A 19,607-nucleotide genomic window follows, 5' to 3' on the forward strand; every position below is an offset into this window, starting at 1 on the left:
CTCTCACCTTTTGAGGGCCCAGGGATCACTCCCCGGGCCCTTTTTTTATGCCCTCCTGCCGCACCTTCTATCCCTGTGGGAGCCGGCCTTGCCGGCGATAAAACCCGCACGGTTTCAGCTACTGCGCGGCGCCCGCATCGCTGGCAACGCCAGCTCCCACAACGGCAACCACAGGGCATATCCGCCACGCCAAGGCAGACGCGCGGCGCTCGCATCGGTATAGTGCCCGCCCTCTTGCGTGCCAGCACCCCGGCGCTACACGCAGTAAAAGCCATTAAAAGCGAGGAACACTCCATGCTTGAAGTCATTAACGACTTCCTCTCGGGCAAGGTACTGATCGTGCTCATTGTCGGTCTGGGCAGTTACTTCACGATCCGCTCGCGTTTCGTTCAGTTGCGTTACTTCACCCACATGTTTTCGGTATTTCGCGACAGCCTGCGCAGCAGCAGCGAACAGCTCAGCTCGTTCCAGGCGCTGATGCTCAGCCTCGCCGGCCGCGTCGGTGCGGGCAATATTGCCGGTGTCGGCATCGCCGTGACCCTCGGCGGCCCCGGCGCGGTGTTCTGGATGTGGGTGACGGCGCTGGTGGGTATGTCCAGCAGCTTCATCGAATGCACCCTCGGCCAGCTGTACAAGCGTTGCGACAGCGAAGGCCAGTACCGCGGCGGCCCGTCGTATTACATCGAACATGGCCTGGGCAAACGCTGGCTGGGCATGGTCATGGCGTTCCTGCTGCTGATCACCTTCGGCTTCGCCTTCAACGGCCTGCAAGCCCACGCCGTGACCCACTCGCTGAACAACGCCTTCCAGTTCGACACCACCTATACCGGCATTGCCCTGGCCGTGCTGCTGGGCCTGGTGTTCATCGGCGGCATCAAGCGCATCGCCGCCGTCGCCGACCTGCTGGTACCGGTCAAGACCCTGGCCTACATCGCCGTGACCCTGTACGTGATCGTGCTGCAGTTCGACCAGGTACCGGACATGCTGATGACCATCGTCAAGAGCGCCTTCGGCCTGGATCAGGCCTTCGGTGGCCTGGTCGGCAGCGCCATCATCATGGGCGTCAAACGCGGCGTGTTCGCCAACGAAGCCGGCCTTGGCAGCGCACCCAACGTCGCCGCCGTGGCCCAGGTCGACCACCCGATTGCCCAGGGCGTAGTCCAGGCGTTCTCGGTGTTCCTCGACACCTTCATCATCTGCACCTGCACCGCCTTGCTGATCCTGCTCTCGGGCTTCTATACCCCGGGCTTCGAAGGCGACGGCATCGCCCTGACCCAGAACTCGCTGGCTGCCGTAGTCGGTGACTGGGGGCGGATCTTCATCAGTGTCGCCCTGGCGCTGTTCGTGTTCACCTCGATCCTCTACAACTACTACCTGGGCGAGAGCAACCTGCGCTTTCTGGTCGGTGACAACCGCAAGGCCCTGATCGGCTACCGCGCACTGGTGTTGCTGCTGATCTTCTGGGGCGCGGTGCAGAACCTGGGCACGGTGTTCGCGTTCGCCGACATCACCATGACCTGCCTGGCCTTCGTCAACCTGATCGCCCTGGCCCTGTTGTTCAAGGTGGCCATGCGCGTGCTGCGCGACTACGACGACCAGCGCGCTGCCGGGGTGAAAACGCCGGTGTTCGATTCGGCCAAGTTCGCCGACCTCGACCTCGACACCAAAGCCTGGCCAGCCAAGGTCGAAGACTCCAAGCGCTGACAGCCTGCGCGGTGATGGCGTACTGTGGTCGGTCTTCCTCAAGCTGACCACGGAGACAGGCGATGGCAACTGCGCAACCGGCCCGCAACATCATGGTGCTGTACACCGGCGGCACCATCGGCATGCAAAACAGCGCCAATGGCCTGGCCCCGGCCTCGGACTTCGAGCAAAGGATGCGCGAGCATCTGGCCGGGCAGGCCGACCTGCCCGCCTGGCAGTTCCGAGAACTGCTGCCACTGATCGACAGCGCCAACATGACCCCGCAGTACTGGCAGCGCCTACGCGCAGCGATTATCGAGGCGGTCGACGGGCAAGGTTGCGATGCCGTGCTGGTGCTGCATGGCACCGACACCCTGGCTTACAGCGCCGCGGCGTTGAGCTTCCAGTTGCTTGGCCTGCAGGCCGCGGTGCTGTTCACCGGCTCCATGCTGCCAGCCGGCGTGGCCGACAGCGATGCCTGGGAAAACCTCACCGGGGCACTACAAGCCCTGGCTGCCGGCGTCCCGCCGGGTGTGCAACTGTACTTTCACGGTGAACTGCTGGCCCCGCACCGTACGGCCAAGGTACGCAGTTTTGGCCGTCATCCATTCGTCACCCTGAAGCGCTTTGCAGGTTCTGCCACGCCGCAGCCCTTGCCGGCAGCGCTCGACTATCGCCAGCCAAAACAGCTCGCCAATGTCGCGGTGCTGCCCCTGGTGCCGGGGTTTGGCGCGCCGCTGTTGCAGGCCGCGCTCGCCAGCGGTGCACAGGGCCTGATCCTGGAGTGCTTCGGCAGTGGCACCGGCCCATCCGACAACCCCGACTTTCTCGCGGCCCTGGCTGAGGCTCGGGCACGTGGCATCGTCGTAGTCGCCATCACCCAGTGCCATGAAGGCGGGGTCGAACTGGATGTCTACGAGGCCGGCAGCCGCTTGCGTCAGGTCGGCGTGCTGTCGGGGGCCGGCATGACCCGTGAGACGTTGTTCGGCAAGTTGCAGTTGCTGCTGGGCTGTGGCTTGCCGGTTACCGAGGTACGCCGCCTGGTCGAACAGGATCTTTGCGGTGAATTGCTATAAGCGGCTGAAGGCATACAAATTGCTCGACTTGTTCGGCCAACCTGTCGAAAGAAGCCGAGCATGCTCCATTCACACCTCACCACCCTGAACGCCGTGTCCTTGGTTCTACAAGCCTTTCAAGGCCAGGGCCCTGGCGATGAAGCCTTGCTTGCCGGCAGCGGCATCAGCCCGGCACACCTGGGCCGCGCCGACTCGCGCATCACCACCCGCCAGGAGATGCTGGTGTGTGCCAATGCCGTGGCCCGGCGCCGCGAAGTGGGGCTGGAGTTAGGCCGGCGCATGCATGTTTCCTGCTACGGCATGCTCGGTTACGCCCTGCTCTCCAGTGCCACCTTAGGTGACGCTTTGCGTCTGGCGATGCAATACCCGGCGCTACTGGGAACACTTTTCCAGCTGCGCCTGATCGACGATGGCGAGCGGGTCTGGTTCAGCGCCAGCGATTATCGCGAAGAACCACAGCTGGCAGCCTTCAATGCCGAGTTCTGCCTGACCTCGCTGAAAGTCATCTGCGACGACCTGCTTGGCCAGCCGCTGCCACTGCTGGCTGCACGCTTCGCCCACCCGACCCCGGATTACCATGCGCTGTATGGCGACAGCTTCGCCTGCCCGTTGCGCTTCGACGCCGCGGACAATGCCTTCGCCTTCGCCCGCACATGGCTGGACCAACCTCTGCCGCTGGCCGACCTGATCACCCACCGGGCCATGAGCGAGCGCTGCCGGCGGCTTAACCTGGAATTCACCGGCCGCCAGGCCTGGCTCGGTCGGATCCGCCAGCTGCTGCTCGACCAACTCGATGCAGCTCCCGGCCTGGAAGGCCTGGCGCGACAGATGAACTGCTCGTCACGCACCTTGCGCCGGCACCTGCAGGAGCTGGGCAGCAGTTATCAACAGCTGCTCGATGAACTGCGTTTCGAGCGAGCCAAGCAGCTGTTGGCCGAAGATCAGCTGCCCATCTACCGCATCGCCGAACTGCTGGGCTTCAGCGAAACCGCCAGCTTTCGCCACGCCTTCATGCGCTGGAGCGGGGTTGCACCGAGTCACTTCCGCGCCTGAATACAACGGTTGCACCGCCAGGGGGCGAAATCCGGACAACCAGGTTGGCCATATTGATCCCCTTTTGGCCGTTTCCGTCGTTCTGCCCCGGACCCGCGCCACCAACAATGGAGCGACGCCAGTGACCCGGAGAACAACAAAATGCTGACGATCTATTCCGATGACCACCGCCTGCACCACGGCCGCTGCGAGCTGATCGACGGGCAACTGATGCCCTGCTTCGAGATGCCCTCGCGCGCCGACCATGTTCTGGAGCGGGTAAAAACCCGCGAGCTGGGCGCAATCAAGGGCCCTGCCGATTTTGGCCGCGCGCCCTTGCTGCGCGTGCACAGTGCCGATTACCTGAACTTCTTCGAAGGTGCCTGGCAGCGCTGGACCCAACTGGGCCACGAAGGCGACCTGCTGCCCTTCACCTGGCCGGCGCGCACCCTGCGCAGCGTCAAACCCACCGGCCTGCACGGCGAACTCGGTTACTACAGCTTCGATGCCGGCGCGCCGATTACCGCTGGCACCTGGCAAGCGGCCTACAGCGCCGCGCAAGTGGCCCTGACCGCCCAGGCTGCGATCCAGGCCGGTGCCCACAGCGCCTTCGCCCTCTGCCGACCACCGGGACATCACGCCGCCAGTGACATCATGGGTGGCTACTGCTACCTGAACAACGCCGCCATTGCCGCCCAGGCGTTCCTCGACCAGGGCCGGCGCAAGGTGGCAATCCTCGATGTCGACTACCATCACGGCAACGGTACCCAGGAAATCTTCTACCAGCGCCGTGACGTGTTCTTCGCTTCGATTCACGGTGATCCGCAGGCCGAGTTTCCATTTTTCCTCGGCTATGCCGACGAGCAAGGGGAAGGTGAAGGCCTGGGCTGCAACGTCAACTATCCGCTGCCTGCCGGCAGCGACTGGCCGACCTGGAGCAAGGCCCTGGATGAGGCCTGTGAACGCATCGCCGCCTATGGCCCGGACGTGCTGGTGATTTCCCTCGGCGTCGACACCTTCAAGGACGACCCGATTTCCCAGTTCAAGCTCGACAGCCCCGACTACCTGAAGATGGGCGAACGCATCGCCCGCCTCGGCAAGCCGACGCTGTTCGTCATGGAAGGTGGTTATGCCGTCGAGGAAATCGGTATCAACGCGGTGAACGTACTCGAAGGTTTCGAACGCGCCCAACAGGAAGCTCAAGCATGACCCGACTCAAGCGCCTGCTCGCCCCCCTGCTCTGCAGCACCCTGCTCGCCGGTAGCCTGGAAGCTGCCGAACAACGCACCCTGCGGGTCTACAACTGGTTCGACTACATCACCCCGCAAACCCTGGTGGACTTCCAGAAAGACAGCCAGGTCAAACTCATCTACGACATCTTCGACACCAACGAAGCCCTGGAAGCCAAGCTGCTGACCGGCAACTCCGGCTACGACGTGGTGGTGCCGTCCAACGTGTTCCTGGCCAAGCAGATCGAAGCCGGGGTGTTCCAGCCGCTGGACCGCAGCAAGCTGCCGAACTGGCAGCACCTGGACCCGAAACTGATGAAGCTGATCGAGGCCAACGACCCCGGCAACAAGTTCGCCGTGCCGTATATGTACGGCACCGTGCTGATCGGCTTCAACCCGGCCAAGGTCAAGGCGGCGCTGGGCGACAATGCTCCGGTCGACAGCTGGGACCTGATCTTCAAGGAAGAGAACATCGCCAAGCTCAAGCAGTGCGGCGTGGCCTTGCTCGACTCGCCGTCGGAGATCCTGCCGCTGGCCTTGCAGTACCTGGGCCTGCCACCGAATAGCACGAAGCCGGCGGACTACAAAAAGGCTGAAGAACTGCTGCTGAAAATCCGCCCGCACGTCACCTACTTTCACTCCTCGAAGTACATGGCCGACATAGCCAATGGCGACATCTGCGTGGCCGTGGGCTACTCCGGCAGCTTCTCCCAGGCGGCCAACCGCGCCACTGAAGCGAAGAACGGCGTGGTGGTCGATATGCGCCTGCCCAAGGAAGGCGCGCCGATCTGGTTCGACATGCTGGCGATCCCCAAAGGAGCGGCCAATGCGCAAGATGCCTACACCTTCATCAACTACCTGCTGCAACCGAAGGTGATCGCGCCCATCAGCGACTTTGTCGGTTACCCGAACCCGAACAAGGACGCCACCGAGTTGGTTGCCCCGGCCATCCGCAACAACCCCAACCTTTACCCGACAGAAGAGGCCATGGCCAAGCTCTACACCCTGCAACCGCTGCCGCGGGATGCCGAGCGGGCGCGCACCCGCGCCTGGACCAAGATCAAGGCCGGGACCTGATCGTCACTCACGCCAGGCCCGGCGCAAGCGGGCCAGGGCGTCGGCAATAGCGGCTTCGTCCACTGCGGCGAAGCCCAATACCAGGCCAGCACGCTTATCCACAGGGGTGAGCGAGTCCGGCAGCCAGTAATCGCTCAGGGCGTTGAGCTCGACGCCCACCGTTTCTGCACGGGCAATGAGTTCCTGCTCGCGGGCGAAACTCTCGACATCGACTTTCACATGCAGCCCCGCTGAAACTTCGGGCATCGGCCCAAGACCGGGAACATCAACCGCCCAGCCGGCCTTCAATGCGTTGCGCCGGTTCAACGCAGCTCGGCGCATGCGCCGGATATGCCGCTGAAAATGCCCCTGGGCCATGAACTGCGCCATTACCGCCTGGGTGCCCACCTCCGAATGCCGCACCGCCAGCGCCCGGCAGCGGGAAAACGCCTGCACCAGTTGCCTGGGCAATACCAGGTAGCCCAGGCGCAGCGCCGGGAAGGCAATCTTGCCGAAGGTCCCGACGTACAACACCCGCCCGGTACGATCCAATGCCGCGAGCGGCGCCAGTGGGTCACCGCTGTAGCGGTACTCGCCGTCGTAGTCGTCCTCGATGATCCAGCCGTCCCTGCGCTCGGCCCAGGCCAGCAGTTCCAGGCGTCGGGCCAGGCTCATGGTGACCCCGGTCGGGTACTGGTGGGACGGCGTCACGTAACTGAGGCGGCAATGTTCCACGGCATTGAGCGCTGTGCAGTCCAGACCTTCGTGATCCACCCCTACACCCTGCACCTTTGCCCCGGTCAGCGCGAAGGCATTGCCGGCGGCACGGTAACCGGGGTTTTCCACAGCCACTACCTCACCAGGCTCCAGTAGCAGCTGTGCACAAAGGCTGATTGCCTGCTGCGCGCCACTGGTGATCACAATTTGTTCACCCGTGCAGGAAAGCCCACGAGATCGGCGCAAATAGGTGGCGATCAGCTCTCGAAGTTGCGGCTCGCCTGCAGGATCACCATACCCAAGCGCAGCAGCTCCGGGATTTCGCCAGAAACCCGCCTGCAGCTTGGCCCAGACGTCGAACGGGAACAGGTCGAACGCCGGCAACCCGACGCGAAAAGCCCGCGGCGGACCGCTTTTAGGTTCCGGCAAATGGTTATTTTCCAGGCGGCTCAAAGGACCACTGTGGATAACTTTACTGGATAAACCCTCAGTGCTTTCAGCGGTTTTTGTGGATAACCCTGTGGAAAAACCCAGGGATAACCCTGTGGATACTTTTGTGGATAATTTTGGCAGCTGACTGACATAGGTGCCATCGCCGACCCGGCTTTCGATAAAGCCTTCGGCGTACAACTGGTCATAGGCGCGCACCACACTGTTGCGTGACAGCGCCAGCGCCGCCGCCATGTCGCGGCTGGCCGGCAGGCGCGTACCACTGCTCAGGCGGCCGTCCAGCACCCGCATGCGCAGGGCCTGATAAAGCTGGCGGCTGAGTCCCTGGCGGCGATCAAGAACGATGCCCGTTGGGTCGAACGGCAAGGTGAAGGGACGCTCGCTCATGACAATGGACCTATGAAATTAGCTGGAAATGGCTCTTACCATAGGCCAATAGCCTGCCTAGGATTGAGCCATTCGCCAAGGACAATCCATATGTTCACACCTTCGAGCCACAAGGAAACCGATCTCGACCGCCTGCATCAGCAGATCGAACAAACGCGCCTCGCCGTGCTGGTCACCCACGGCGCCCAAGGTTTGCAGGCCAGCCACCTGCCCTTGCTGCTGGATCGCAGCCAGGGCAGCAACGGCACCCTGTACGGCCACTTCGCCCGCGCCAACAAGCAATGGCAGGAGCTGGCCAACGGCGCCGAGGCGCTGGTGGTGTTTGCCGGGCCTGATGCTTACGTCAGCGCCGGCTACTATCCCAGCAAAGTCGACGACCCGCGTACGGTGCCGACCTGGAACTACGTGACGGTGCACGCCTGGGGCAAGGCCGAGGTGTATCACGACGCCGAGCGCCTGCTGGCTATCGTCCAGCGCCTGAGCGATCACCATGAACAGCGCCAGTCCAAACCCTGGTCAGTGGATGAGGCGCCGGCCGACTACATGGCCGGCATGCTCAAGGCGATCGTCGGCTTCGCCCTGCCCATCGAACGCCTGCAAGGCACACGCAAACTCAGCCAGAACCGTTCGGCCATCGATATCGAAGGCGTGCGCAACGGCCTGGCCAACAGCACCGACCCCCTGGACAACCAACTGGCCGCCCTGATGGGCCAACCTTGAAGGAACATACCTATGCCTGGCGTAACCATCCGTCCCGTCACTGCCGATGATCACACTGCCTGGCTGCCGCTGTGGCAGGCTTATCAACGCTTCTACGAAACCCGGATCGCCGACGAGGTCAGCGCCGTGGCCTGGGAGCGTATGCTCGACCCAAACGAACCCACCAACGCCGCGTTGGCCTGGGTCGACGGCAAGGCGCTGGGCATGGTTCACTGGATCTATCACCGCTCCAACTGGAGCATCGAGAATTCCTGCTACCTGCAAGACCTGTACGTGCACAGCGAACAACGGGGCCTGGGTGTCGGCCGCCAACTGATCGAACACGTCTACGCTACGGCAAAGGCGGCAGGTTGCGCCAAGGTGCACTGGCTGACCCACGAAACCAATGCCACGGCCATCAGCCTGTACGAACAGGTTGCCGAGCGGCCCGGCTTCATCCAGTTCCGCAAACCGCTGTAAGCCAGAGGAGCCACCATGAGCAGCCCATTGAACTGGCATCCGGCCAAGCGCCCACAACCTGCAACACTGACCGGGCGCTTCGTGCGCCTGGAGAAACTCGACCCCAAACGCGACACCGAAGACCTCTGGGAAGTGTTCCAGGGCCCCCGGGCCGATAACAAACTGTGGGATTACCTGGCCTACGGTCCGTTCAGCGAACGCGAGGATTTCGATCACTGGCTCGACACCAACGCCGCCAGCAGCGATCCGCTGTTCTATAGCGTCATCGACCTTGCCAACGGCCAGACCCAGGGCATCCTCAGCCTGATGTCGATCGTTCCTGACCAGGGCCGCATCGAGATTGGTCATATCGCCTTCGGCGCCGCCATGCAACGCACGCCCAAGGGCAGCGAGGCCGTCTACCTGCTCGGCAAGCTGGCGTTCGCGCTGGGCAACCGCCGCCTGGAATGGAAGTGCAACAACGACAACGCCCGCTCCAAGCGTGCCGCGCTACGCTTTGGCTTCACCTTCGAAGGGGTGTTTCGCAAGCACATGGTGATCAAGGACCGTAACCGCGACACGGCGTGGTTCTCGATTACCGATGATGAATGGCCGGCAATTGCGGCGGGGTTCGAGCGCTGGTTGGCGGAGGATAACCAGCGGCCCGAGGGGCAGGTGCACACACTGCAAGCGTGCCGGTAGGAGCGGGCAAAAAAAAGGGGAGCATACGCCCCCCAGAGGTTAACCGCTTGTAGATGAGGGCGTGAAAATCAGCCCTCGATCTCGATCAGGATCTCGCCCGGGTTGACCCGGTCGCCCTTGGCCACATGAATGGCGGTGACCTTGCCGGCAATCGCGGCCTGCACTTCGGTCTCCATCTTCATTGCCTCGGTGATCAGCACTGGCTGGCCGGCCTTGACCATGTCGCCTTCCTTGACCAGCACATCGACGATGTTGCCCGGCATGGTGGTGCTGACATGGCCCGGCGCGCTGGCCTGCTTGCGTTTGCTGCTGCCGCCGCCGACGAACTCGTTGAGCGGCTCGAACACCACTTCTTCCGGCATGCCGTCGATGGACAGGTAGAAGTGGCGTTTGCCTTCGGCCTTGACGCCAACACCGGTGATGTCCACCCGGTAAGTTTCGCCGTGCACGTCGATGACAAACTCGGTCGGTACGCCTTCGCCACCAGCCGAAGCCACAGCGCCTGCTTCCGGAATCGGCAGCAGCACTTCAGGGGTCAGGGTGCCGGCCTCACGCTCCTCGAGGAATTTGCGCCCGATGTCCGGGAACATGGCGTAGGTCAGTACGTCTTCTTCCGACTTGGCCAGGGCGCCAATGTCGTTGCGCAGCTTGGTCATTTCTGGCTTGAGCAGGTCGGCCGGACGGACGTCGATGACTTCTTCGCTGCCGATGGCCTGGCGCCGCAGGTTTTCGTCGACCACACCCGGGGCCTTGCCGTAGCCGCCTTGCAGGTACAGCTTCACCTCGTTGGTGATGGTCTTGTAGCGCTCGCCGGCGAGTACGTTGAAGAACGCCTGGGTGCCGACGATCTGCGAAGTCGGGGTCACCAGTGGCGGGAAGCCGAGGTCTTCGCGGACCCGCGGGATTTCCGCCAGCACTTCGTTCATGCGGTTGAGCGCGCCCTGCTCCTTGAGCTGGTTGGCCAGGTTGGAAATCATCCCGCCCGGAACCTGGTTGACTTGCACGCGGGTATCGACAGCGGTGAACTCGCTTTCGAACTGGTGGTACTTCTTGCGCACGGCATAGAAGTACAGGCCGATTTCCTGCAGCAGTTCCAGGCTCAGGCCAGTGTCGAATTCGCTGCCCTTGAGGGCCGCGACCATCGACTCGGTGCCCGGGTGGCTGGTGCCCCAGGCAAAGCTGGAGATGGCGGTGTCGATATGATCGGCGCCGTTCTCGATAGCTTTGAGCTGGCACATGGCAGCCAGGCCGGCGGTGTCGTGGGAGTGGACGAACACCGGCAGCGACTGCTCGGCCTTCAGCGCCTTGACCAGCTCGCCGGTGGCGTACGGGGTCAACAGGCCGGCCATGTCCTTGATCGCCACCGAGTCGCAACCCATCGCTTCCATCTGCTTGGCCTGGGCGACGAAAGCTTCGATGGTGTGCACGGGGCTGGTGGTGTAGGCGATGGTGCCTTGGGCATGCTTGCCAGCGGCCTTCACCGCTTCGATGGCCACGCGCAGGTTGCGCACGTCATTCATGGCGTCGAAGATGCGGAACACGTCAATGCCGTTGACCGCCGCCTTGGCGACGAAGGCTTTGACCACGTCATCGCTGTAGTGGCGGTAGCCGAGCAGGTTCTGCCCGCGCAGGAGCATCTGCAGGCGGGTGTTGGGCAGTGCCGCGCGCAGCTTGCGCAGGCGCTCCCACGGGTCTTCCTTGAGGAAGCGCACGCAGGCGTCGAAGGTTGCGCCACCCCAGACTTCCAGCGACCAGTAGCCGACCTTGTCGAGCTTGTCGCAGATCGGCAGCATGTCTTCGGTACGCATGCGGGTGGCCAGCAGGGACTGGTGGGCGTCGCGCAGGATTGTGTCGGTTACAAAGATCTTCTTGGACATTATGGGTTCCTCACAGGCCTGCGTGGGCGGCGATGGCGGCAGCGATGGCCAGGGCCAGCTCTTCGGGTTTGCGCTTGATCGAGTAGTTGGTCAGTTCCGGGTGGCTTTCAACGAAGCTGGTATTGAACTGACCGCTGCGGAATTCCGGATTGCGCAGGATTTCCTGGTAGTAGGCGGCGGTGGTCTTCACCCCTTGTACGCGCATGTCGTCCAGGGCACGCAGGCCACGGTCCATGGCTTCTTCCCAGGTCAGCGCCCAGACCACCAGTTTCAGGCACATCGAATCGTAGAACGGTGGAATGGTGTAGCCGGTATAGATCGCCGTGTCGGTGCGCACACCGGGGCCGCCGGGCGCGTAGTAGCGGGTGATCTTGCCGAAGCTGGGCAGGAAGTTGTTCTTCGGGTCTTCGGCATTGATCCGGAACTGCAGGGCGAAGCCGCGGTGCTGGATGTCTTCCTGCTTGACCGAGAGCGGCAGGCCGGAGGCAATGCGGATCTGCTCGCGAACGATATCGATGCCGGTGATTTCTTCGGTGATGGTGTGTTCCACCTGCACCCGGGTGTTCATCTCCATGAAGTACACCTCGCCATCGGCGAGCAGGAACTCCACGGTGCCGGCGTTCTCGTAACCCACAGCCTTGGCCGCACGTACCGACAGGTCGCCGATGTAGGCGCGCTGTTCGGGGGTCAGTTGCGGGCTCGGGGCGATTTCGATGAGTTTCTGGTTGCGCCGCTGGATCGAGCAGTCGCGCTCGAACAGGTGCACGACGTTGCCGAAGCTGTCGCCGAGAATTTGCGCCTCGATGTGTTTCGGGTTGACGATGCATTTTTCCAGGAACACTTCCGCAGAACCAAAGGCCTTGGTCGCTTCGGAGATCACCCGCGGGAAAGCCTGTTCCAGCTCTTCACGACTGTTGCAGCGACGAATACCACGGCCGCCACCACCGGAAGTGGCCTTGAGCATCACCGGATAACCGATGCGGTCGCCTTCGAGCAGCGCTTCATGGATGTCGGCGACGTTGCCCTCGGTGCCCGGGGTGACCGGCACGCCGGCCTTGATCATGCTGCGGCGGGCTTCGGTCTTGTCACCCATGCGGCGAATGACTTCCGCCGAAGGGCCGATGAATTTGATCCCACGTTCGGCGCAGATGTCCGCAAGTTCAGCGTTCTCAGACAGAAAACCATAACCGGGATGCAGCGCATCACAACCGGTTTCCACAGCCAGGTTCACCAGCTTGCGCGGGTTCAGGTAGCCGGCCAGGGGCTCGGCACCAATGCTGTGGGCCTCATCGGCACGTTTGACGTGCAAGGCATGGCGGTCGGCGTCGGAGTAGATCGCCACGGAACGGATGCCCATCTCGGCGCAGGCACGCACGATTCGAACAGCAATTTCACCGCGGTTGGCGATCAGGATCTTTTTTATCACTGGAGTATTCCCAAGGCCGCTAGAACAAACGAGCCGGCAACGCCGGTCGGCGCGTGACCAATCGTCGCTGGCCAGTCGCATCTTTACCCTAGCGCTGTCTCTGGATAAACAAAAATCAATATTTATTAGGGTGTGCATAAGCAAAAGCTTATAGTGCTGTTACAAGGTTTGCCGGGGCTTGAGAGAAATGCGTAAGTCATTGATGCGTATGACATTGCGTCAACTTCAGATCTTCAATGAGGTCTGTGATTTGCGTTCCTACAGCCGGGCGGCCGAGGAGATGAACCTGACGCAACCCGCCGTTAGTCTACAAATCCGTCAACTCGAAGAACTGGTTGGCCAGCCGCTGTTCGAGTACGTCGGCAAAAAGCTCTACCTGACCGACGCCGCCGAAGCGCTGCAGCGCGCCAGCCGCGACATCTTCGGGCGCCTGGAGAGCCTCGACATGCAGCTCTCGGACATGCAGGGCTCGCTGCAGGGGCAACTGAAGCTGGCGGTCGAATCCAGCGCCAAGTACTTCGTTCCGCACCTGTTCGCCGCCTTCAAACGCCTGCACCCGGAGGTCAATCTTACCCTCACGGTAGTCAACCGGGCCCAGGCCATCCGTCGCCTCTCGGACAACCGTGATGACCTGATCATCATGTCCATGGTGCCCCAGGACATGGGCCTGGAGTTCCTGCCGTTCCTGAATAATCCGATCGTTGCCGTGGCACCGCCCGATCACCCGCTGTGCAAGCTCGACAGCCTGCGCCTGCAGGACCTTGAGCCGCACACGCTATTAGTGCGCGAACAGGGCTCGGGCACGCGCAAGGCTTGCGAAGAGTACTTCAAGGAAAAGCGCGTGCACTTCACCCAGACGTTGGAGGTGGCCTCCGCCGATGCCCAGCGCGAATGCGTGATCGCAGGCCTGGGTATCGCCCTGCTGACCCGTCACGCCCTGAACCTGGAACTGGCGACCGGCGTGCTGCGCGAACTGCCGGTCGAAGAGCTGCCACTGTACCGCAGTTGGTGCGTGGTGCAGTCCAAGGCCAAGCGGCAGTCGCCGGTGGCCCTGGCCTTTTTAGCGTTCATTCGTAGCGAACGTGCACAGATCAGCGGGCTTGTTGAGCGTTTCTCGGGGACTCTGCCGCCGATACCTGCCACACGCTGAGGGTCTGCAAGTCGGCGTAATCGGTGATCTCCTGCAGCAGGCGGCGCTGCTCGGAATAGCTTTCGATCGCGCGGCGAAACTCCATGCGGCGCTGGTCTTTTTCCTGCTGTTTGCGGGATTTGGCGTTGGGTTGGTACGAGCCATCGAATTCACGAGCCATTGCATATCTCCCTTTTCGAGTGCGGGAGCTTCAGCCTGACGTCGTGGCATTACGGTTTGGCGGCGGGCCAATGACAAATCAATGAACCTCTAGGAGCGGGCTTGCCCCGCAATTCGCGGGGCAAGCCCACTTCTAAGAGGATGTATCAGTCATCCATCGCCTTGATCGACTTGGGCGACAAACGCAGGCTGCGCAAGCTGCGCTTGACGCTCTTGAGGTGGTTGACCAGGCTCGGCCCGCGGGCCATGGCCACGCCCATGGCCAGCACGTCGATCACCACCAGGTGGGCAATACGCGAGGTCAGCGGGGTGTAGATCTCGGTGTCTTCGTGCACGTCGATGGCCAGGTTGACGGTCGACAGCTCCGCCAATGGCGTCTGGCTCGGGCACAGGGTAATCAGCGTGGCGCCGCTTTCACGCACCAGGTTGGCGGTGATCAGCAGGTCCTTGGAGCGCCCCGACTGGGAAATGCAGATGGCCACATCGCCAGGCTTGAGAGTAACCGCCGACATTGCCTGCATATGCGGGTCGGAATACGCCGCCGCCGTCAGCAGCAGGCGGAAGAACTTGTGCTGGGCATCGGCCGCTACCGCGCCAGAGGCACCAAAACCGTAGAACTCGACGCGCTGGGCCTGGGCCATGGCGGTCACCGCACGCTGCAAGGCCTGTGGATCGAGGTGCTCGCGCACTTCCATCAGGGTATGCAGGGTGGTGTCGAAGATCTTCAGGCTGTAGTCGGCAACCGAGTCGTCCTCATGAATGGCGAACTGGCCGAAACTCGCGCCCGCCGCCAGGCTCTGGGCCAGCTTGAGCTTGAGGTCCTGGAAGCCGGAACAACCGATCGCACGGCAAAAACGCACGATGGTCGGCTCGCTGATGCCGACGCTGTGGGCAAGGTCGGCCATGGAGCTATGCATGACGGCCGCAGGATCAAGCAGCACGTGATCGGCAACCTTGAGTTCCGATTTGCGTAGCAGATGGCGCGACTGGGCGATGTGTTGCAACAGATTCAAGGGCAGGACTCGGTTATGATCGACTGACCGGGTTGTAGCTTTCTTGTAGTTATACTACATGACCGGCGACCCGCCCAGCTAAACGAACTAGGAGAGTGGTGGTATTGACTATCCCTTGCGACATCATGGTGTTCGGCGGCACCGGTGACCTGGCCCTGCACAAACTGCTTCCGGCGCTCTACCACCTGTATCGCGAGGCTCGCCTACACCCCGCCGTGCGCATCATCGCCCTGGCCCGCAGCAATCTGCCACGCAATGAATTCCTCAAGCTCGCCGAACGCCGTTGCCGGGCGCAGATCGCCCGTGCCGACTTCGATGAAGATGTCTGGGCGCGCTTCTCTGCCCGCCTCGACTACTTCCCCATGGACGCCTCGCAAAGCGCCGATTTTGTCCGTCTGGCACGGTTTCTGGGTGAGGCCGGCGGCCTGACCCGGATCTACTACCTGGCCACCGCACCCAACCTGTTCGTGCCAATTGCCAACCACCTCAAAGTCGCAGGCTTGGCCGATCACGATGCGCGCATCGTGCTGGAAAAACCGATCGGCCACTCGCTGGAGTCGGCGACGGCAATCAACGAGGCCTTCGGCGCCGTTTTCGCCGAGTCGCAGGTGTTTCGTATCGATCACTACCTGGGCAAGGAAACCGTGCAGAACCTCATGGCCCTGCGCTTCGCCAATGCCCTGCTCGAGCCCGTGTGGCGCAACAACCAGGTCGATCATGTGCAGATCAGCGTCTGTGAAACCCTCGGTGTAGAGAACCGCGGCGCCTACTACGATCGCGCCGGCGCCACTCGCGACATGCTGCAGAATCACTTGCTGCAGCTGCTCTGCCTGGTGGCCATGGAGCCACCGGCACAGTTCGAGGCCGAAGCGGTACGCGACGAGAAGGTGAAGATCCTCAAGGCCCTGCAACCGATCACTGGCCAGGATGTGCAGGACAAGACCGTGCGCGGCCAGTACAGCGCCGGCAAGATCGGCGGCCAGGAAGTTCCGGCCTACTACTTCGAGAAAGATGTCGACAACGACAGCGATACCGAGACCTTCGTCGCCGTAGAAGCGCATATCAACAACTGGCGCTGGGCCGGCGTGCCCTTCTACTTGCGTACCGGCAAGCGCCTGGCCAAGCGTTCGTCGCAGATCGTCATCCAGTTCAAGCCGGTGCCCCATCGCCTGTTCGAAGGTGATCAGGCCAACCAACTGCTGATTCAACTACAACCCGATGAGCGCATCAGCCTGCAGATGATGACCAAGACCCCCGGCAAGGGCATGCGCCTGGAGCCGGTGGAACTGAACCTCAACCTGGCCCAGGTGTTCGGCCAGACCCGTCGCTGGGACGCCTATGAGCGGCTGTTGCTGGATGTGCTCGAAGGCGACTCGACGCTGTTCATGCGCCGTGACGAGGTCGAGGCGGCCTGGGCCTGGATCGACCCGATCCTCACTGGCTGGCAGGAGCACTTCCAGGCCCCACGCCCCTACCATGCCGGCAGCAACGGCCCGGACCAGGCGCACAGCCTGCTGGCGCACCAGGGCCGCGCCTGGCACCTTTAAAAGCTGTAGCGGCTGGCCAGTAACCCGGCCAGCTCCTGCGCCGGTACCGGTCGGCTGATCAGATAGCCCTGCACTTCATTGCAGCCTTGCTTGCGCAGGAAATCCAGCTGTTCATGGGTCTCGACGCCCTCGGCCACCACCTGCAGGTCCAGGCTCTGGGCCATGGCGATGATTGCCCGGGTAATGGCCGCGTCTTCGCTACCCTCGCTCAGGCCACGGATAAAGGCCTGATCGATTTTCACGTAATCCACCGGGAAGCGCTTGAGGTAGCTGAGCGATGAATAGCCGGTGCCGAAGTCGTCGATCGCCAGCTTTACCCCCAGTTCGTGTAACTGGCGGAAGGTGGCGATGATGTGCTCGACGCTGTCGAGCAACTGGCTCTCGGTCAGCTCCAGTTCCAGCAGGTGCGGGGCCAGGCCGCTTTCCTCCAGCACCTGGCGCACCAGGCTGACCAGCTTGCCCTGACGCAACTGATAGACCGACAGGTTCACCGACACGCGGATCGGCTCCAGGCCCATGCGCTGCCACTCGCAGGCCTGCCAGCAAGCCTGACGCAAGACGAACTCGCCCATCGGCGCAATCAGCCCGGTTTCTTCGGCCAGGCCGATGAAGTCCGACGGCGGCACCATGCCCCACTGCGGATGCTGCCAGCGCACCAGCGCCTCGGCTGCATGCAGACGGCCAGTGGCCAGACACAACTTGGGTTGGTAGTACACCTGCAATTGGCGCTCTTCGATGGCCTTGCGCAGGTGGTTCTCCAACTGCAGGCGCTGCAGGGTGCTGGCCTGCAGGCTCTCGGTGTAGAACTGGAAGTTATCGCCCCCCAGGTGCTTGGCGTGTTGCATGGCGGTATTGGCCTGGCTGACCAGCACCGTGACATCCCGCGAGGTGTCGGCCAGCAGGCTGATGCCCACCGAAGCGCTGATCACCAGCTCGTGGCCATCGACCCGCAGCGGCACACGCAACTTGTCCAGCAAGCGGCTGGCGACCCGCACCAGGCTCGACAGGTTGCTATAGGCATCGAACAGCACGGCAAACTCGTCGCCGGAAAGCCGCGCCACCGTGTCGGCCTCGGGCATGGCATTGCTGATGCGCTGGGCCATCTGCTTGAGCAAATGGTCGGCAACTTCATGGCCAAGGCTGTCATTGAGCAGCTTGAAGCGGTCCAGGTCGATGTGCAGCAGCGCCAGCCCGCGCCCGCTCTGACGCAGGCGCTCACCGGCCTCATGCAGGCGCAGGCGGAACAAGGCGCGGTTGGCGAGGCCCGTCAGCTCGTCATAGTGGGCCAGGTAACGCAGGCGCTCCTCGGACTCGCGGCGTGCCGACAGGTCGGTAAAGAAGCCGACGATGCTGGTCAGGTTGCCGCGGGCATCGCGCACGCCGTTAAGCTGCAGCCACTGTGGATAAAGCTCACCGTTCTTGCGCGCCTCGACCAGCTCACCCTGCCAGCTGCCCTGCTGCTCCAGCGCCAGTTCGATGGCCTGGGAATGCCGGCGTGCATCCCGGCTGCACGGCAGCTCCAGCAAACGGCCCTGGAGCAGTTCTTCGCGGTTGTAGCCGGTAACCCGGCAAAAGGCCTGATTGACCGCCAGCAACACATAGTCAGGATCGAGAATCACGATGCCTTCGCTGGCCGCTTCGAATACGGTGGCGGCCAGGCGCTGTTGTTCTTCCTGGGCTTTTTGCGCGCTGATATCGCGGCGGGTGCCGAGCATACGCAACACCCGCCCGCTGGCATCGCGCTCCACCGCCCGACCACGGTCTTCGATCCAGCACCAGTGGCCCTGGCGGTGACGCACCCGGTAGTCGATGCGGTAATCCTCGCTGCGACCCTTGAGGTGTTCGACCAGGGTGCGCTTGAGCAGCGGCACGTCATCGGGATGCAGCCGTGGCTTGAGGTGCGCGAGCATTTCCTGGACCTGTTCAGGCTCCAGGCCGAACAATTCACGCAATTGGGTATGGTGGATCTCGTCGGTTTCCAGGTTCCAGTCCCACAGCCCCAGTTCGCTGGCCTCCAGGGCCAGGGCCAGGCGCTGTTCGCTCTTGCTCAGCGCCTGGTTGGCAACATCGAGCTCCTGGCTGCGCTGGGCGACGCGCGACTCAAGTCCCACTTGCGCCTCGCGCAGTTGTTCCTCGATCAACCGACGCTGCTCGACCTCCCCGGCCAATGCCTGGTTAAGTCGTTCGCTGCGGCTTTGCGCAGCTTGCAGGTGCTCGATCAGTTCCTGATTCTGAAAGCGCCGCAACAGCCCACGCTCGATCAGCCGGTTGACCTGCCAGGCCACCACTGACAAGGCGATCAATAGAATCAGCCCAAGCCAGCCCCAGCCGCGCTGCTGTTCATCGCCATTCCAGAACAGGAAGGCAATCGGCGGCAGCAGGCAGGGCAAGGTAAAACTGAGGAAGGCCGGCAGGCTGACGGCATAGGCAACGCTGGCCGATAGCGTCGCCGCCCCCAGCAGGCCAAACACCCAGGCCTGCTGCACGAAGTTATCCACAGGCACCAGGGCTATTGCCGCGCTGGCCAGGGTCAGGCCGCTGAAAGCCGAACCGAGCAGGAACATTCGCCACCAGCTGGGCTGGGCCTGACGATCGGGCATGGCGGCATCGAAGGCGGCGACCTGAATCACCCGCAACGCCACCAGGGCCATCAGCCAGACGATCCACACGCTGACCAAAAGGTAGCGCGCCGGGCTCCAGAGCAACCAGGCACAGACCAGACCATTGAGCAGCATGAACAGGGTCGGCAGCAACGAGCCCTGGTATAGCAGGCGGGTGCGCTCGACAGCCAGTTGGGTTGCGAAGTGTTTGCGAATACTCCGGCGCGCTTCGGAAGGGGCGCTCATGGAGTCGGAACCGAGTGTCATAGGCAGTGTTCTTGTAATGGTTAGCCTTAAACGTGCACGGAGCATACACAAGCAAGCCCCCGGGCCAAACTGCTCTGG

General features: G+C 62.7%; 16 protein-coding genes. 10 read left to right on the forward strand and 6 right to left on the reverse strand.

Going from position 1 to position 19,607, the window contains the following annotated elements; genetic code table 11:
• Window positions 1-294 precede the first annotated feature (294 nt).
• The 5 genes from LOY45_RS26495 to LOY45_RS26515 all read left to right on the forward strand — a co-directional run bounded on the left by LOY45_RS26495 (window position 295) and on the right by LOY45_RS26515 (window position 6,097).
• Window positions 295-1,704, forward strand: a complete 1,410-nt coding sequence (locus LOY45_RS26495) for an alanine/glycine:cation symporter family protein (protein WP_115084628.1) — start codon at window positions 295-297, stop codon at window positions 1,702-1,704.
• A 62-nt stretch (window positions 1,705-1,766) separates the two neighbouring features.
• The gene (locus LOY45_RS26500; RefSeq protein WP_258578585.1) at window positions 1,767-2,759 is read left to right on the forward strand and encodes an asparaginase; all 993 of its coding nucleotides are present in this window, start codon (window positions 1,767-1,769) and stop codon (window positions 2,757-2,759) included.
• Between the two features lie 60 nt (window positions 2,760-2,819).
• Window positions 2,820-3,812, forward strand: a complete 993-nt coding sequence (locus LOY45_RS26505; RefSeq protein WP_258578586.1) for an AraC family transcriptional regulator — start codon at window positions 2,820-2,822, stop codon at window positions 3,810-3,812.
• A 141-nt stretch (window positions 3,813-3,953) separates the two neighbouring features.
• On the forward strand, window positions 3,954-5,000 hold the full coding sequence (locus tag LOY45_RS26510; RefSeq protein WP_258578587.1) for a histone deacetylase family protein: 1,047 nt from the start codon (window positions 3,954-3,956) through the stop codon (window positions 4,998-5,000).
• Complete coding sequence (locus LOY45_RS26515) at window positions 4,997-6,097, forward strand: polyamine ABC transporter substrate-binding protein (protein ID WP_115084624.1); 1,101 nt, start codon at window positions 4,997-4,999, stop codon at window positions 6,095-6,097. Before LOY45_RS26510 ends, LOY45_RS26515 begins: the two co-directional genes overlap by 4 nt.
• A gap of 3 nt (window positions 6,098-6,100) precedes the next feature.
• Here LOY45_RS26515 and pdxR read toward each other — a convergent pair whose 3' ends face one another.
• Window positions 6,101-7,630, reverse strand: coding sequence for a MocR-like pyridoxine biosynthesis transcription factor PdxR (pdxR, locus tag LOY45_RS26520; RefSeq protein WP_258578588.1), 1,530 nt, complete (start codon window positions 7,628-7,630; stop codon window positions 6,101-6,103).
• A gap of 90 nt (window positions 7,631-7,720) precedes the next feature.
• Here pdxR and LOY45_RS26525 point away from each other — a divergent pair, with 90 nt between their 5' ends.
• From LOY45_RS26525 to LOY45_RS26535, 3 genes are read left to right on the forward strand one after another with little or no spacing between them, the layout of a single operon-like run.
• Window positions 7,721-8,350: an FMN-binding negative transcriptional regulator gene (locus tag LOY45_RS26525; protein ID WP_258578589.1), complete on the forward strand. Its 630-nt coding sequence runs from the start codon at window positions 7,721-7,723 to the stop codon at window positions 8,348-8,350.
• Window positions 8,351-8,362: 12 nt separating this feature from the next.
• Window positions 8,363-8,809, forward strand: coding sequence for a GNAT family N-acetyltransferase (locus LOY45_RS26530; RefSeq protein ID WP_115084621.1), 447 nt, complete (start codon window positions 8,363-8,365; stop codon window positions 8,807-8,809).
• Window positions 8,810-8,824: 15 nt separating this feature from the next.
• Entirely contained in the window at window positions 8,825-9,490 is a 666-nt protein-coding gene (locus tag LOY45_RS26535) for a GNAT family N-acetyltransferase (RefSeq protein ID WP_258578590.1), read from the forward strand.
• 68 nt (window positions 9,491-9,558) lie between these two features.
• On the opposite strand, the gene oadA is transcribed toward LOY45_RS26535, so the two are convergent.
• Both oadA and LOY45_RS26545 read right to left on the reverse strand, forming a co-directional pair.
• Window positions 9,559-11,367 (reverse strand): sodium-extruding oxaloacetate decarboxylase subunit alpha, encoded by a 1,809-nt coding sequence (gene oadA, locus LOY45_RS26540; protein ID WP_115084619.1) that lies wholly within the window; start codon window positions 11,365-11,367, stop codon window positions 9,559-9,561.
• Between the two features lie 10 nt (window positions 11,368-11,377).
• Window positions 11,378-12,793, reverse strand: a complete 1,416-nt coding sequence (locus LOY45_RS26545) for an acetyl-CoA carboxylase biotin carboxylase subunit (protein ID WP_010222792.1) — start codon at window positions 12,791-12,793, stop codon at window positions 11,378-11,380.
• Between the two features lie 202 nt (window positions 12,794-12,995).
• Here LOY45_RS26545 and LOY45_RS26550 point away from each other — a divergent pair, with 202 nt between their 5' ends.
• Complete coding sequence (locus LOY45_RS26550) at window positions 12,996-13,943, forward strand: LysR family transcriptional regulator (protein ID WP_258578591.1); 948 nt, start codon at window positions 12,996-12,998, stop codon at window positions 13,941-13,943.
• On the opposite strand, the gene LOY45_RS26555 is transcribed toward LOY45_RS26550, so the two are convergent.
• Window positions 13,885-14,103, reverse strand: coding sequence for a PA3496 family putative envelope integrity protein (locus tag LOY45_RS26555; protein ID WP_026001293.1), 219 nt, complete (start codon window positions 14,101-14,103; stop codon window positions 13,885-13,887). The two genes, LOY45_RS26550 and LOY45_RS26555, sit on opposite strands and share 59 nt — an antisense overlap.
• A 145-nt stretch (window positions 14,104-14,248) precedes the next feature.
• On the reverse strand, window positions 14,249-15,115 hold the full coding sequence (hexR, locus tag LOY45_RS26560) for a transcriptional regulator HexR (RefSeq protein WP_010222789.1): 867 nt from the start codon (window positions 15,113-15,115) through the stop codon (window positions 14,249-14,251).
• Window positions 15,116-15,219: 104 nt separating this feature from the next.
• Here hexR and zwf point away from each other — a divergent pair, with 104 nt between their 5' ends.
• Window positions 15,220-16,662 (forward strand): glucose-6-phosphate dehydrogenase, encoded by a 1,443-nt coding sequence (gene zwf / locus LOY45_RS26565; RefSeq protein ID WP_115084618.1) that lies wholly within the window; start codon window positions 15,220-15,222, stop codon window positions 16,660-16,662.
• Here zwf and LOY45_RS26570 read toward each other — a convergent pair.
• The gene (locus tag LOY45_RS26570; RefSeq protein ID WP_115084617.1) at window positions 16,659-19,529 is read right to left on the reverse strand and encodes an EAL domain-containing protein; all 2,871 of its coding nucleotides are present in this window, start codon (window positions 19,527-19,529) and stop codon (window positions 16,659-16,661) included. The genes zwf and LOY45_RS26570 overlap by 4 nt on opposite strands.
• Between the last annotated feature and the right edge of the window lie 78 nt (window positions 19,530-19,607).

It is taken from the genome of Pseudomonas wadenswilerensis, assembly GCF_024749185.1.
GTDB classification, from domain to species: Bacteria; Pseudomonadota; Gammaproteobacteria; order Pseudomonadales; family Pseudomonadaceae; genus Aquipseudomonas; species Aquipseudomonas wadenswilerensis.

What these genes read in the sequence shown, in the direction of transcription:
- LOY45_RS26495 (WP_115084628.1), top strand. Translation starts at nt 295, where the DNA reads ATGCTTGAAGTCATTAACGACTTCCTCTCGGGCAAGGTACTGATCGTG.
- LOY45_RS26500 (WP_258578585.1), top strand. Translation starts at nt 1,767, where the DNA reads ATGGCAACTGCGCAACCGGCCCGCAACATCATGGTGCTGTACACCGGC.
- LOY45_RS26505 (WP_258578586.1), top strand. Translation starts at nt 2,820, where the DNA reads ATGCTCCATTCACACCTCACCACCCTGAACGCCGTGTCCTTGGTTCTA.
- LOY45_RS26510 (WP_258578587.1), top strand. Translation starts at nt 3,954, where the DNA reads ATGCTGACGATCTATTCCGATGACCACCGCCTGCACCACGGCCGCTGC.
- LOY45_RS26515 (WP_115084624.1), top strand. Translation starts at nt 4,997, where the DNA reads ATGACCCGACTCAAGCGCCTGCTCGCCCCCCTGCTCTGCAGCACCCTG.
- pdxR (WP_258578588.1), bottom strand. Translation starts at nt 7,630, where the DNA reads ATGAGCGAGCGTCCCTTCACCTTGCCGTTCGACCCAACGGGCATCGTT.
- LOY45_RS26525 (WP_258578589.1), top strand. Translation starts at nt 7,721, where the DNA reads ATGTTCACACCTTCGAGCCACAAGGAAACCGATCTCGACCGCCTGCAT.
- LOY45_RS26530 (WP_115084621.1), top strand. Translation starts at nt 8,363, where the DNA reads ATGCCTGGCGTAACCATCCGTCCCGTCACTGCCGATGATCACACTGCC.
- LOY45_RS26535 (WP_258578590.1), top strand. Translation starts at nt 8,825, where the DNA reads ATGAGCAGCCCATTGAACTGGCATCCGGCCAAGCGCCCACAACCTGCA.
- oadA (WP_115084619.1), bottom strand. Translation starts at nt 11,367, where the DNA reads ATGTCCAAGAAGATCTTTGTAACCGACACAATCCTGCGCGACGCCCAC.
- LOY45_RS26550 (WP_258578591.1), top strand. Translation starts at nt 12,996, where the DNA reads ATGCGTATGACATTGCGTCAACTTCAGATCTTCAATGAGGTCTGTGAT.
- LOY45_RS26555 (WP_026001293.1), bottom strand. Translation starts at nt 14,103, where the DNA reads ATGGCTCGTGAATTCGATGGCTCGTACCAACCCAACGCCAAATCCCGC.
- LOY45_RS26570 (WP_115084617.1), bottom strand. Translation starts at nt 19,529, where the DNA reads ATGACACTCGGTTCCGACTCCATGAGCGCCCCTTCCGAAGCGCGCCGG.